At 49.8% G+C, this 13,420-nt stretch carries 10 protein-coding genes, 1 other RNA gene, 4 pseudogenes and 2 riboswitches; of the genes and pseudogenes, 7 read left to right on the top strand and 8 right to left on the bottom strand.

Going from position 1 to position 13,420, the window contains the following annotated elements; translation table 11 throughout:
- Window positions 1-136 precede the first annotated feature (136 nt).
- Window positions 137-456 (top strand): annotated as a pseudogene (locus tag AC3ARB_RS02485) (transposase); the annotation flags it as partial.
- Between the two features lie 156 nt (window positions 457-612).
- Window positions 613-944 (top strand): annotated as a pseudogene (locus tag AC3ARB_RS02480) (transposase); the annotation flags it as partial.
- A gap of 69 nt (window positions 945-1,013) precedes the next feature.
- Here AC3ARB_RS02480 and ssrA read toward each other — a convergent pair.
- Window positions 1,014-1,360: a transfer-messenger RNA gene (gene ssrA / locus AC3ARB_RS02475) on the bottom strand.
- Between the two features lie 93 nt (window positions 1,361-1,453).
- Here ssrA and AC3ARB_RS02470 point away from each other — a divergent pair.
- Window positions 1,454-2,053, top strand: coding sequence for a TVP38/TMEM64 family protein (locus tag AC3ARB_RS02470; RefSeq protein ID WP_488320988.1), 600 nt, complete (start codon window positions 1,454-1,456; stop codon window positions 2,051-2,053).
- 11 nt (window positions 2,054-2,064) lie between these two features.
- The gene (locus AC3ARB_RS02465; protein WP_488320987.1) at window positions 2,065-2,445 is read left to right on the top strand and encodes a PH domain-containing protein; all 381 of its coding nucleotides are present in this window, start codon (window positions 2,065-2,067) and stop codon (window positions 2,443-2,445) included.
- Window positions 2,446-2,495: 50 nt separating this feature from the next.
- Here AC3ARB_RS02465 and AC3ARB_RS02460 read toward each other — a convergent pair whose 3' ends face one another.
- Both AC3ARB_RS02460 and AC3ARB_RS02455 read right to left on the bottom strand, forming a co-directional pair.
- On the bottom strand, window positions 2,496-3,692 hold the full coding sequence (locus AC3ARB_RS02460; RefSeq protein WP_488320986.1) for a cation diffusion facilitator family transporter: 1,197 nt from the start codon (window positions 3,690-3,692) through the stop codon (window positions 2,496-2,498).
- A gap of 175 nt (window positions 3,693-3,867) precedes the next feature.
- A complete protein-coding gene (locus tag AC3ARB_RS02455) occupies window positions 3,868-5,196 on the bottom strand; it encodes an alanine/glycine:cation symporter family protein (protein WP_488320985.1) in 1,329 nt (442 codons plus the stop codon).
- A gap of 185 nt (window positions 5,197-5,381) precedes the next feature.
- A riboswitch (glycine riboswitch) is annotated at window positions 5,382-5,473 on the bottom strand.
- A 10-nt stretch (window positions 5,474-5,483) separates the two neighbouring features.
- A riboswitch (glycine riboswitch) is annotated at window positions 5,484-5,559 on the bottom strand.
- A 260-nt stretch (window positions 5,560-5,819) separates the two neighbouring features.
- On the opposite strand from AC3ARB_RS02455, the gene AC3ARB_RS02450 reads away from it, so the two are divergent.
- The 3 genes from AC3ARB_RS02450 to AC3ARB_RS02440 all read left to right on the top strand — a co-directional run bounded on the left by AC3ARB_RS02450 (window position 5,820) and on the right by AC3ARB_RS02440 (window position 8,719).
- Window positions 5,820-6,449 carry a hypothetical protein gene (locus tag AC3ARB_RS02450; protein ID WP_488320984.1) on the top strand — a complete coding sequence of 210 codons (630 nt, stop codon included), beginning with the start codon at window positions 5,820-5,822 and terminating at the stop codon, window positions 6,447-6,449.
- A gap of 26 nt (window positions 6,450-6,475) precedes the next feature.
- Window positions 6,476-8,146 (top strand): formate--tetrahydrofolate ligase, encoded by a 1,671-nt coding sequence (locus AC3ARB_RS02445; protein ID WP_488320983.1) that lies wholly within the window; start codon window positions 6,476-6,478, stop codon window positions 8,144-8,146.
- Window positions 8,147-8,425: 279 nt separating this feature from the next.
- Entirely contained in the window at window positions 8,426-8,719 is a 294-nt protein-coding gene (locus tag AC3ARB_RS02440) for a hypothetical protein (RefSeq protein WP_488320982.1), read from the top strand.
- 231 nt (window positions 8,720-8,950) lie between these two features.
- On the opposite strand, the pseudogene AC3ARB_RS02435 reads toward AC3ARB_RS02440, so the two are convergent.
- From AC3ARB_RS02435 to AC3ARB_RS02415, 5 genes and pseudogenes are all read right to left on the bottom strand, one after another.
- Window positions 8,951-9,237 (bottom strand): annotated as a pseudogene (locus tag AC3ARB_RS02435) (transposase); the annotation flags it as partial.
- A 159-nt stretch (window positions 9,238-9,396) separates the two neighbouring features.
- Window positions 9,397-9,699, bottom strand: a pseudogene (locus tag AC3ARB_RS02430) (IS1182 family transposase); the annotation flags it as partial.
- A 190-nt stretch (window positions 9,700-9,889) separates the two neighbouring features.
- Complete coding sequence (ccpA, locus tag AC3ARB_RS02425; RefSeq protein WP_488320981.1) at window positions 9,890-10,891, bottom strand: catabolite control protein A; 1,002 nt, start codon at window positions 10,889-10,891, stop codon at window positions 9,890-9,892.
- A gap of 102 nt (window positions 10,892-10,993) precedes the next feature.
- Window positions 10,994-12,163 carry a MalY/PatB family protein gene (locus tag AC3ARB_RS02420; protein ID WP_488320980.1) on the bottom strand — a complete coding sequence of 390 codons (1,170 nt, stop codon included), beginning with the start codon at window positions 12,161-12,163 and terminating at the stop codon, window positions 10,994-10,996.
- Between the two features lie 103 nt (window positions 12,164-12,266).
- Complete coding sequence (locus AC3ARB_RS02415) at window positions 12,267-13,364, bottom strand: cystathionine gamma-synthase (RefSeq protein ID WP_488320979.1); 1,098 nt, start codon at window positions 13,362-13,364, stop codon at window positions 12,267-12,269.
- Window positions 13,365-13,420: the final 56 nt, after the last annotated feature.

Here is a 13,420-nt window from a genome sequence, read left to right as displayed (position 1 = left end):
GGACTTTGACAAGTCTCAGGCTTATTTTTTCCAGAAAAAAGGAGTGGGGCTCAATCGGTAACCCGTAGGGTTCGATTTTCCCTCACATTTCTTGTTTTATAGCTTAGGCTGAAACAATCCACTGGACTGTTTCACTTTCCAAAATCCGACTGACACCCGAACCCTTCCGCCTTTTCTGTCCACTTATCCCCACCAAGCTCAGCTAGTTGTGGCAGACGCGGGCTATGGGAGCGAGGAAAATTTGGTTCCCCTTGATGAGTGGGGATTGACCATTTGATTAAGTATGGTCTGTTTGACCAGGAGCAGAAAAAGCCTTACAAGCAGTCGTCTAAGAACTTAGATAATTGGATTTATGATGTGGTTTATGATACCTATACCCATCTTGATGGGTTGGTCTATCAGTTTGAAGCCATCAAACACAGTAAAACAACTACTGGATTTGAGCAAGAAATTAGAACCTGTATTCACAATCGAAGTATTTGATTGACTAGGCTAGTTTTGGTGCAATCGAGAAACATTTTTGCAGAAATACTGCCCGTATTACCAAAAAATGTGACAAAGAGTGAGCCAAAACTAGCCAGTCAGGTGAATGCTGAGATGTGAATACAGGTTCTTAGGCTTTACAAGGCGGATGACCCTGATTTAGCACCGCATAAGGGGAACTATATCAACGAGCGGTACCAGGCCTTGAAACAAGAAGAAACAGAGAAGTTTTTATCTGCAGAAGGCAACCGCATCTTCGCTAGGCGTAAAGTTGATGTGGAACCCGTCTTTGGTCAGGTAAAGGCTTGTTTGGGTTACAACCGCTGTAACCTGAGAGGAAAACGGCAAGTCCAGATTGACATGGGACTGATCCTCATGGCAACAACCTCCTCAAATACAACAAGAAAATGGCCCTAAACCAAAACAGAGACTCACAACAAGGTGAATCTCTGTGTTTTTGAGTTGAGGAAGACTTTTGTCCCAGCCTCTTCGCTCTTTTATAAGAAGTTTTAGGAACTTATAAGAACCTATCATGGAGCCGGTGGGAGTCGAACCCACGTCCAAACACCTGCTAACTCATTCGTCTACAACCATAGGTCATGTCTTGCTTTAACCTGACACCGACACATGGCTCAAGCCTGTGTCAGGCGAGTTTCTAAGTCTCGCTGGTTGGGTCGAAACAAGCCCAGCCAGCCAGCTTACTAAATAAAGACCTCAGGCTGCCGTAAGCAAACGGCCGTCAGTCACGCTGGCAGGTTATTAAGCTGCTTGAGCGTAAAAAGTGTTATTTTTTGCAGTTATATTTAACTGAGCGTTAACGCCGCCACGCGGGTTGCAGAACAAGCCTCATAATGCCTGTCGAATCCGTAACGACCCCAGATTCAAGGCTAAGTTGGTTTTCTTAGCCTTTTCATTATAGCAGATAAGGCAAAAAAGTGCAAAAAGTTTTTTATTTTGGTATGATAGGGGTATGTATAAACGATTGCAGCAGTTTTTCCGAGTTTTAGGGTTCATGACCTTGGTCGGCTCAGTTCTTTTAGTCATTTGGCTCTACCACATGGGCATCCTCAACGACACTAACGCCCTCAAGGACTGGGTGGCCAAATTTCCCCTTCTGGCCCCCTTCCTCTTCATGCTCATCCAAATCATCCAGATTGTGGTGCCCATCATTCCCGGAGGCGTGACCACCGTCGCTGGAGCCATGATTTTCGGACCGGTCTGGGGCTTCATCTATAACTACATCAGCATCATTATCGGCAGCGTCCTCTTGTTTCTTTTGGTTCGGAAATATGGCAGAGCCTTTATCCTGCTTTTCGTCAAGGAAGACGAGTTCCGCAAGTACGAGAAAAAACTGGACAGTAAAACCTATCAACGCTTTTTCATCTTCTGTATGGCTTCTCCGGTGTCTCCAGCTGATATTGTGGTCATGATAACGGGCCTAACCAACATGAGGCTGAAACGGTTTTTAACCATCATTCTCTTAGCCAAACCCCTGTCCATTCTCGGCTATTCTTACCTTTGGGTCTATGGTAGCCGAATTGCAGATTACCTACTTCGCTTATTATCATAAAGGAGGTTCTTATGGGACTATTTTCAGGACTGCTGGGCAATGCCTCGCAACAAAACACAGACAAGGTCGAGCGTGACCTGGTCGATATCTTGGTGGACGGTGAACAGGTTGACTTGGCCTTCAGCCTGGTTCGAGACTTGATTGTCTTTACCGAATACCGCTTGATCCTGGTGGACAAGCAGGGCGTGACAGGGAAAAAGATTTCCTACAAGTCCATTCCCTACCGCTCCATCTCCCGCTTCACCGTGGAAACCTCAGGTCACTTTGACTTGGATGCAGAGTTGAAAATCTGGATTTCTTCAGCTGCAGAACCAGCTGAAGTCCTCCAATTCAAGAGCGACAACAGCGTTATCGCCATCCAGCAGGCCTTGGCGGCGGCTGTTTTGACCTAGAAAAAAAGACCTGTCAACTGGCTTATCGCCGCTGACAGGTCTCTTTTGCTTTAGTCTGGTTTCTTGACGGTCACCTGATGATAGAGGAGTTTCCAGGTCTCATGCCGCCGCCAGATGGAGGTGTGGTAGTTGCCGTTGAGGCGGTAGTTGAGCAACTTGGTCTTTTGGCTGACCGAAACCAGTTCAGGATTCTCGAAGTCATTGGCCAGAGAGGGTTTCTCAAGGAGAAACTGGCTGGCTGAGAAGCGTTTGCCATGCTGGTCAATCAGGCAGAAGTTATCCGCCAAGAACTCCTCACAGTCAGGAATCTTAGACAAAACCGTCTTTTCCAGCTTGATGAGTTTTTTATAGACATTGTCAAAAATCTCGTCCTCAGGAACGCTGGCTGGCTCCACATGGACATCAATGTCATAGACCCCGAACTTGTCCCTGAGCAGGTGCTCAACCTGCTCGGTCACCTCGTGGCTCTCATAAACCGATAGGTCAGGGTGCATTTCCACCACCACATCCAGATAGACGTTGGAGCCGTAGGTCCGCCCCCGCTGGGATTTGACCGCCGAAACCTTGGGAATGGCCAGAATAGCCTCCTCGTACTGGTGGAGGTGCTGGGCATCGAAACCGTCCGACAGGCTAAAGGTAGCCGCACTAAAAATGTCGTAGGCCGTTTTTAGGATAAAGAGGGTAATGAGCAGAGCAACCAGCCTGTCCAGGATGGGGAACTTGAGGTGGCTGGCTAGAATCGCAGCAACCGTCCCGACAGAAGTCAAGGCGTCTGAGAGGTTGTCCTTGGCAGCTGCCAGGAGGGCACCTGATTTGAGGGTCTGGGACAGGTGTTTGTTGTAGCGGTAGAGCACCAGCATGACCCCAGCCGAAATCAGTCCCACCAGAGCCCCTAACGGGTCAATAGCGGTTTCATCATGGTCAATGATGCTCTGGACGGTCTGAAAGAGCAGCTGGAGACCTACCACAAACATGATAAAGGCGGTGACCAGACTAGCCAGGTCTTCGATTTTCCAATGGCCAAACTTGTGGTCACCGTCCGCAGGCTTTTGAGCCATTTTCAAACCAATCAGGATGGCCAGATTTCCCAAAATATCAGACAGGTTGTTAAAACCATCCGCAATCAGCGAGGACGAGGCTAGAAGGTAGCCGACCGTCAGCTTACCAGCCGCCAGCAGGATATAGGTTGCAATGCTGATGAGAGGGCCTCGTTCAGCTAATTTCAAATTTTTCGTTTGTTGGTCCATAAGACTATTATAACACGGTTTTTGGGAGACGGCGGGAATGGTGCTTGGTCATCAAGACCTAAAAAAGACAAGTGACGGTCAAGGCCATCACTTGTCTTTTTTTTTACGTTCAGGGAAGTTGGTAATCTTTTTCAAGGCCAAACGTTTTTTAAACCTAGGCTTTGTGACCGCTCGGCTATTTCCCCGAAAAATAAGCCTTGGTCTCAGCCACGATCACGGGCGAGAGGGCTAGGATGGCAATGAGGTTGGGCAGGGCCATGAGGGCGTTGACGATGTCAGCTAGAATCCAGACCAAATCCAGCTTGAGGAAGCCACCGAGAGCCACCATGAGGACAAAGACCAGGCGGTAGAGGGTCAGGTGCTTGCTGCCAAAGACGAAGGTGAAGCAGCGTTCGCCGTAGTAGGACCAGCCCAGAATGGTTGTAAAGGCAAAGAGGGTCAGGCAAAGGGCCAAAAGGTTACCGCCAGCTGTCGAAAAACTGGTGGCAAAAGCAGCCTGAGTCAGGGGAGCCCCAACCAAGTTGTCCGTCCATTGGCCGGTGACCAGGAGGGTTAGACCGGTCAGGCTACAAATGACGATGGTGTCAATAAAGGTCCCGGTCATGGAAATCATCCCCTGCTCCACGGCATTGTTAGACTTGGCGGCAGCGGCAGCGATAGGGGCAGACCCCAGGCCTGATTCGTTGGAGAAGACCCCGCGGGCCACCCCTTTTTGGATGGCGTTTTTGACGGTCGTTCCTGCAAAGCCCCCGACGGCTGCTGTTGGTGACATAGCAGAGCTAAAGACCAGGGCCAAGCTTGGCAAGACCTTTTCTGCGTGAGTGGCTAAAATCCAAAGGGTAGCGGCGATATAGGCCAAGGCCATGAAGGGCACCACAGCCGTTGAAATCTTGGAGATGGACTGGATTCCCCCGAAAATGATGGTGGCCACCAAAGCAGCCAAGACTAGACTGACCAATTTTGGTGACAGGCTGAGGCTGTTTTCCAGGGCAGAGCTGATGGCATTGACCTGGGCAAAGGTTCCCATGCCAAAGAGGGCTACCAGAATACCGCTGATGGAAAAGAAGATGGCCAAGGGTTTCCACTTGTCCCCCATGCCCAGAGTGATGTAGTACATGGGACCACCCGAGGCTTGACCGTTTTCGTCCTTGGTGCGGAACTTGATGGCCAAGAGGCCTTCGGCGTACTTGGTGGCCATGCCCAAAAAACCAGCCACCCACATCCAGAAGAGGGCTCCAGGACCGCCAGAAGTGATGGCAGTCGCGACACCAACGATGTTTCCGGTACCGACGGTGGCAGCTAGGGCCGTACAGAGGGCTGCAAAGCTGGAGACCTCGCCTTGGCCGTCCGCCTTGTCGGTCACAATCAGTGACAGGGCCTTGGGCAGACGGACGAACTGCAGTCCGCCTAAGCGGAGGGTCAGGTAGAGGCCAGTTCCCATGAGCAGGATGAGCAGGGGCGGTCCCCAGACCAGGTTGTTGATGGTTTCAAAAAGTGTTAGCATAGTGCCTCCTTTGTAGAAAATGGGTACCGATTGAGGCCACAAAAAAGAAGTAGATGGTCATCGACTTCTGGAGATTTGAGATAAAAGAGACAAGTCACCTCTGGTAAGAGGATAGGGAAAGCCTGATAGACCGGCCATTCCCCAGAAAAGCGGTGCCCCAAAAAGAAGCTGCTCCTAGGTCTTTCTTGTCATCTTCTGTCCTTTTACCTGAGAGATTGAGCTGTTACGCCTTGCCCCTTCGGTGCCATAGTGAAATGGTCTCTCCAGAAGTCCGTCAGATCATCAGTTCCCACCTGCTGGTGCAGGTACCTGAGCGTGTTACGCCGTCGGTGAAGGTTGCCCTTACTCTCCTAATGTCGTCATTCGGTATGAAAAATAGATAGTCTGATTTTACCCAAGTTTCTTTCATTTGTCAAGTCCTTGTGATTCAAATCATAATGTTTAGAGATTTTTATGATTAGTCTTATCTTGACTGTTTTTCAAGGGGAAGGTTCGGTTTTTTAATCAATGATTGAGATTGATGATTGGAAAGATACGATAAAATAAGTTTTTTCTGAAAAAATGTGTATTTCCATCTAAATTTTGTTATAATATAGCAGAAGGATTTAAGGAGGTAATGATTATTGTCAATCCTATCAAAAATTGCTCGCTTAGTGCTTGTAGGTGGTTTACTGGCTGCCTGTCAAGCCCCAAAGAGTGAATCTTCTCAGCTGGCCAGCTCTTCCAGTAGCTCCACTCAAGAGATGGTGGCAGATAATGGGGCAGCTGGTAACTTTGTTGAAGGCAATGATGAGCTTGGTTACATCACTTTCCCGAGCAAGGTCTTGCCATTCACTGATCTCAACCATAATGCTGCTATTGCCAATACCAAACAGTGGACCAATCCAGAAACCTTGAGCATTCTCTCCTTGACCAGTTATGCTAAGAAAGATTACACGGAGAAGTTAAAAGAGTTGACTGACAACCAGATGAGTGAAACAGACTTGATGCTGGCCCTCCAAGTGGATGCTTTTTCAGGTGTTGAAGGGGCTGATATTGCTCTGGAGCGTGACTTGTTTAATGACCTCTTTCATGAGTCTTCCATCAGTCGGGTCATCTTGCCTAACGGGGCTCTGATTGTGTCGGTGAGTTTTGTACCAACAGCTAACAGTGAAAAGATTTACCTGCTGTCGACAGAAGGTAGTGATTTAGAAGAGGTGCTGAGTTGGTTGGGAGAAGTCCTGCCGACTTGGACAGCCCAAAAACCAGCTTAAACGCGTTTTATAAAAGGAGGATTCTCATGACAACAGACATCGCCATTGCACAAGCTGCAAGCCTAAAACCCATCGTGGACATCGTTTCCCCCTTGGGCATTTCCCCAGACGACCTGGAGCTTTACGGCAAGTTCAAGGCCAAGCTTTCTTTTGAAAAAATAGCCGAGCTGCAAAACCAGCCCCTGGGCAAGTTGGTGCTGGTGACGGCCATCAACCCGACCCCAGCAGGTGAGGGCAAGTCCACCATGACCATCGGTCTGGCTGACGCCCTCAATAAATTGGGCAAAAAAGCCATGATTGCCCTCCGGGAACCTTCTTTGGGCCCTGTTATGGGGGTAAAAGGCGGAGCAGCTGGCGGAGGCTACGCCCAGGTGCTTCCTATGGAGGACATCAACCTCCACTTTACAGGTGACATGCACGCCATTACCACAGCCAACAATGCCCTGTCTGCCCTGATTGACAACCACCTCCAACAGGGCAACGAGTTGGGCATCGACCCTCGTCGCATCATCTGGAAACGGGTGGTGGACCTCAATGACCGAGCTCTCCGTCAGGTTATCGTGGGGCTGGGCAGTCCGATTAACGGTATCCCTCGTCAAGACGGCTTTGACATCACCGTGGCCAGTGAAATCATGGCCATTCTCTGCTTGGCGACGGACTTGTCTGACCTCAAAGAACGCCTAGCTAATATCGTGGTCGCCTACCGCTATGACAAATCGCCAGTCTATGTTCGAGACCTGAAGGTCGAGGGGGCCCTGACCCTCATCCTCAAAGACGCTATCAAGCCTAATCTGGTGCAGACCATCTACGGCACACCTGCCTTTGTCCACGGTGGCCCATTTGCTAATATCGCCCACGGCTGTAACTCGGTTCTGGCCACCTCAACAGCCCTGCGTTTGGCCGACATCGTGGTCACCGAGGCTGGTTTCGGTGCTGACTTGGGGGCGGAGAAATTCCTCAACATCAAGACCCCGAACCTGCCAACCACCCCAAGTGCGGTTGTCATTGTTGCCACCCTGCGTGCCCTCAAGATGCACGGTGGTGTGGCTAAGACTGACCTGGCTCAGGAAAATGTTGAGGCTGTCAAGGCAGGTTTTGCCAACCTGGCCCGCCATGTGGACAACATTCGCCAGTTTGGTGTTCCTGCGGTTGTGGCCATCAATGAATTTGTGACCGACACCCCAGCAGAAGTGGCCACCCTCAAGGAACTCTGTGCTGAGATTGGTGTGCCTGTTGAGTTGACCACCAGCTGGGCCAAGGGTGCTGATGGTGGCCTTGACTTGGCTGCCAAGGTGGTTGAGGTTCTGGAACAAGACCAGGCAGACTATCGCCGTCTCTATGCAGCTGATGACAGCCTGGTGACCAAGATTGAAAAGATTGCCAAGAGCATCTACCGTGCCAGCAGCGTGACCCTGAGCCAGACGGCCAAGGCTCAACTGGCTGAGTTTGAAGCCCTTGGCTGGGATAAGCTCCCTGTCTGCATGGCCAAGACCCAGTACAGTTTCTCAGACAACCCAGCCCTCTTGGGAGCTCCAGAAGGCTTCGAGTTGACCATCCGTGAATTCGTCCCTAAAACAGGAGCAGGCTTTATCGTGGCCTTGACGGGTGATGTCATGACCATGCCAGGCCTGCCCAAAGAACCTGCCGCCCTCAAGATGGATGTTCTGCCAGACGGCACAGCAGTTGGGCTTTTCTAGGCAAGGGTTTCTATGACCAGAACTCGACCTAAACGATGTTGTTGAAAATAAAGCAATCGTTAACGTTGTGGTCTAAGGTTGACCAGATAAATCGCACGGATTGCCGAACGATTTACAAGAAAACTTTCGAAACATGCATACTACTGAACTTTCGAAACATGCATACTACTGAAACATAGTGGTATGCATTTTGTTTAGGTAGAGATCATGTTGAAACCGCTAAATCTTTGTCAATTCTATCCTGATATTATCATAAAGTTACCAAGGGAGGTGGTTAGCATGTCAACGCGTTTTGATACATTCAAAGGTCACATTGATCGTTACCAGATTAGGTTTATCCTCTTGGTATCAGCTCTCTGGCTCAGTCTTTTCCTTCCAATTTGGAACTTTTTAGGACATGGGCGTGGTGATTTTAATCTTGCTTTAACCCTCTATATTTTTCCCATTTTTGGCATCTTATCCCTGATTGCCGCTGGTTTAGGGCGTAAGTTTGGCCTTTTCCTCTTCGGACTGGCCCTGGTTTTCGCCTTCCCTTTGACCCTTGCGGTGGGCTCCGCCCTTTTTGGACCATAGCAGAGCAGAAAATGTGACCGAGACAAAAATTTTCCTCAGGTTGCAGATTGAACGAGCAAAGCTCGCTACTGTCGTAAGGGCTGTTCAGCTGATAAAATCAGCGAAGGGAGCCACTCAACCACTTGTACTGACCCAAAAAGTTGGACAAGAAATTATTGCAAGAGCCCGAGACAAAAGTCCTTCTAAGCTCAAAAAACACAGAGATTCACCTTGTTGTGAGTCTCTGTTTTGGTTTAGGGCCATTTTCTTGGTGTATTTGAGGAGGTTGTTGCCATGAGGACTAGTCCCATGCCAATCTGGACTTGCCGTTTTCCTCTCAGGTTACAGCGGTTGTAGCCCAAACAAGCCTTTACCTGACCAAAGACAGGTGCCACATCAACTTTACGCCTAGCTAAGATGCGGCTGCCTTCTGCAGATAAAAGATCCTCTGTTTCTTCTTGTTTCAAGGCCTGGTACCTCTCGTTGATATAGAGCCCCTTCTGCGGTGTTAAATCAGGGGAATCCGCCTTGTAAAGCCTAAGAACCTGTATTCACATCTCAGCATTCACCTGACTGGCTAGTTTTGGCTCACTCTTTGTCACATTTTTTGGTAATACGGGCAGTATTTCTGCAAAAATGTTTCTCGATTGCACCAAAACTAGCCTAGTCAATCAAATACTTCGATTGTGAATACAGGTTCTAATTTCTTGCTCAAATCCAGTAGTTGTTTTACTGTGCTTGATGGTTTCAAAGTGATAGACCAACTCATCAAGATGGGTATAGGTATCACAAGCCTCATCGTAAGTCCAACTGTCCAAGTTCTTAGACGACTGCTTGTAAGGCTTTTTCTGCTCCTTGTCAAACAGGCCATACTTAATCAAATGGTCAATCCCCCACTCATCAAGGGTAACCAAATTTTCCTCGCTCCCATAGCCAGCGTCTGCCACAACTAGCTGAGCTTGGTGGGGATAAGTGGACAGAAAAGACAAGAGAGTTCTAGTGGTAATGTCGTCTGATTTGTGTTATCGTTAATGTGCCTGAGATAGCCTTTCGAAATAGGATTTGACAACTTTATTTTATCAAGTCTATCTCTCTAATGCAAAAAGCAACGGCAGCAAAACCGTTGCTTTTTTGTGCTAGTCAGGAAGGCTTTTGGGGGGGCAGTGCAACCCCCGGCCTCTCCTAAAGGTGCTATTTGGTTGACTGGCGTCTCTTGATACCGTGGTTGAGGATCAATTCTTTTTCTTCCAGTTCTTCCTTGTTCATGATTTTGGTCAGCATCCGCATGGCAACTGCCCCCAAGTCATAAATCGGTTGGCTGATGGACGTCAGGTTAGGACGGGTGTACTTGACCAGCAGGGAATCATCACTGGTGATGATGTCCACATCTTCTGGTACCCGTTTGCCTGCTGCGAACAAACCATTGAGCAGGCCTGCCGCCAATTCGTCCTCGGCCACATAAGCCGCCGTCGCTCCTGAATGAATCAGACGTTCCGCCAGAGCAAAGCCGTCCTCATAGCGGTACTTGGCTTCAAAAACTAGGCTCTCTGAGAAGGTCAATCCTTTCTGCTTGAGGCCTTCCTTGTAGCCATTCAAACGGAGTTTGCCATTGATGTCGTCAATCAACGGACCAGACACAAAGGCGATTTTCTGGTTTTTTTCCGCCAAGACAGCCACCGCATCAGCCGCTGCCTGTTGGAAGTCAATGTTGACGCTCGGCAATTGGTGCTCCAAATCAACCGTCCCTGCAAGGACAACCGGTGTCCGAGAGCGAGAGAACTCCGCCCGAATCTTATCGGTCAAGCGGTGACCCATAAAGATAATGCCGTCCACCTGCTTGGCAAAAAGGGTGTTAACCACATTGACTTCTTTATCGTCATCCTCATCACTAGAGGCTAGAACAATGTTGTACTTATACATGGCTGCAATATCATCGATACCCTTGGCCAAAACGGAAAAGTAACTGTTGGAAATATTGGGTAAGACCACCCCAACCGTTGTCGTTTTCTTGCTGGCTAGACCACGTGCCACAGCATTTGGACGATAGTCCAAACGGTCAATCACATCAAGGACCTTTTGACGGGTATTTTCCTTAACATTCTTGTTGCCATTGACAACACGGCTGACCGTAGCCATGGAAACCCCCGCTTCCCTGGCCACGTCGTATATGGTAATGGTGTCATCTGTGTTCATTTTTAGACGTCCTTTCTCTTTGAAAATGTCGTTTTCAATATTATTTTAACATGTATTGGAAACACTTTCAAGAGAAAAACGCGATTTTCTTAGATTTTTTTGCTAAAAACCTGAAAAAACCCGACAAATTCGCTGGGCAGCCTCTTCAATCACCCCTCTTGGGGCCGCCGCATTGAGGCGGAAGCGCAACTTGCCCTCACGGCCAAAGGTTAGACCGTCATTGAGTAAAACCTTGGCCTCTTCCTCCAAGAGCCGTCCAACCTCGCTATGCTTGAGCCCGTAGGCCGAAAAATCCAGCCAAAGCAGGTAGGTTCCCTCTGGCTTCATGACCTGCAGTTTTGGGGCATTTTTGGCAAAATAGCCCAGCAGATAGTCGATGTTGCCCTCCAAAACCGTTTTAAGCTCCGTCAACCAAGACTTGCCCTGGGTCAAGGCCACCTCGGTTGCATAGAGGCCCAGGTTGGAAATCTCATGCTGGTTGTTGGCCAACTGCCGCTTGCTAAAGGCCTTTCTCAGCTCAGGATTTTTGGCAAAGACAAAGCTGTTCTTGGTCCCTGCAATATTGAAAGTCTTGGTGGCCGAGGCCAACACAATGGAAAAATCAGCAAAACTTGGGTCAACCGTCTGGAAGGACATATGCTTCTTGCCATAGAGGACCAGGTCCTGATGAATCTCATCCGAAACCAGGATGACCCCGTGCTTGCGACAGAGCTGGCCTAGCTTTTCCAGCTCTGCCATGTCCCAAACCCGACCACCAGGATTATGCGGGTTGCAGAAAATGTAGAGCTTGACGGCGTTGTCCACAATGTCCCGCTCCAGCTGGTCGAAGTCCAGCTCAAAGCGGCCGTCCTTTTCGACCAGAGTGTTGGTCACCAGCTGGCGGTTGTTGAGCTGGATCGAACGGGCAAAGGGCGGGTAAACAGGGGTGTTGATGAGGACAGCCTCGCCCTCCTTGGTAAAGGCTTGAATAGCCACCGCCAGGGCTGGCACCGCCCCCTCGATAAAGAGGATGTCCTCTTTTTCCAGCTCAAAGCCGTGCTCCTCTCGCTCCCAGTTGATAACCGCCTGGTAGAGGCCATCGGTCGGGCTCTCGTAGCCAAAGACCGAGCGGGCAGCAAAGGCCTGCATGGCCACCGTCATCTCAGGAAAAACCTGAAAATCCATGTCCGCAATCCACAGGGGCAAGAGGTCTGGGTCGGTCGCCGTCTTCTGCCACTTGATGGCATTGGTGGACAGGCGTTCTGGTAGGGTCGTAAAATCGTAAGTAGTCATGGGGCATCCTTTCTAGCAAACAATATCGGGTAGCTCTTACATGATTTGATTATAACATAAATAGAGGGCGGCCACCACCCTCTATCGGTCAGTCTGATTGGGCTTAATCCGCCAAGCCTTGCTCAAAATCAGCAATCAAATCCCGCACGTCTTCGATACCGATGGACAGGCGGAGCAGGTCGTCAGTCAGGCCGTAAGAATGACGGATTTCCGCAGGAATGTCCGCGTGGGTCTGGGTCGTTGGGTAAGTAATCAAACTCTCCACCCCGCCCAGACTTTCGGCAAAGGTGAAGATTTTCAGCTTGTTGAGCAGGTTTGGAATCTTGTTCTGATCAGCCAGTTTAATGGAGACCATGCCCCCCTTGCCCGTGTAGAGAACCTCCTTGATGTGGGGCGATTGTTCCAGATAAGCCACAAATTCTTGGGCATTGGCTGTTGACTTCTCCATCCGGAGCTTGAGGGTCTTGAGGCCCCGCATGAGCAAGTAGCTGTCAAAGGGCGACAGGACAGGCCCAGTCGTATTGAGGTTGTAAAAGAGCTGGTCGTAAATGGCTTGGCTCTTGGTGATGACAGCTCCAGCCAGGACATCATTGTGGCCGCTCAGGTACTTGGTCGCTGAGTGGATGACAATATCCGCCCCCAGCTCGATAGGCCGCTGGTAAACAGGCGTGTAGAAGGTATTGTCCACCACTACCGTCGCTCCCAGCTCCTTGGCCTTCTTGGCAATCCGCTCAATGTCAAACTCAGTCATGAGGGGGTTGGTCGGGGTCTCGATAAAGACCACGTCGATGGTCTCGTCTAACAAATCAAGCATGTCAGCTTGGCTATTAGCATAGACAAAGCTAAACCGCCCCTTGGTCTCCTCCTTGGCAAACCAACGGAAAGAACCGCCATAGAGGTCACGACAGGCCAAAACCTTGGTGCCGACAGGAAAAATCTCCATGGCCAAGACCAGGGCACTCATGCCTGAACTGGTCGCCACCGCATAATCCGCCCCCTCGATGGCCGCCAGGGTTCGCTCCAGGTTAGTGCGGGTCGGGTTCTTGGTCCGAGTGTAGTCGAAGCCTGTTGACTGGCCAAACTCTGGGTGCTGGTAGGTGGTTGACAGGTGGATAGGCGACACCAGGGCCCCTGTTTGGCCGTCCACCCGAATGCCCGCCTGAGCCAACTGGGTCTCCAAGTGCAAGTTCTTATAGTCCATGTCTATCTCTCCTCATTCTTCTCTTCCCTTCTATTTTATCACGATTTTTGGGAAAT

Source organism: Streptococcus sp. ZY171113, assembly GCF_057748235.1.
This window is presented reverse-complemented; position numbering and strand designations above follow the sequence as displayed.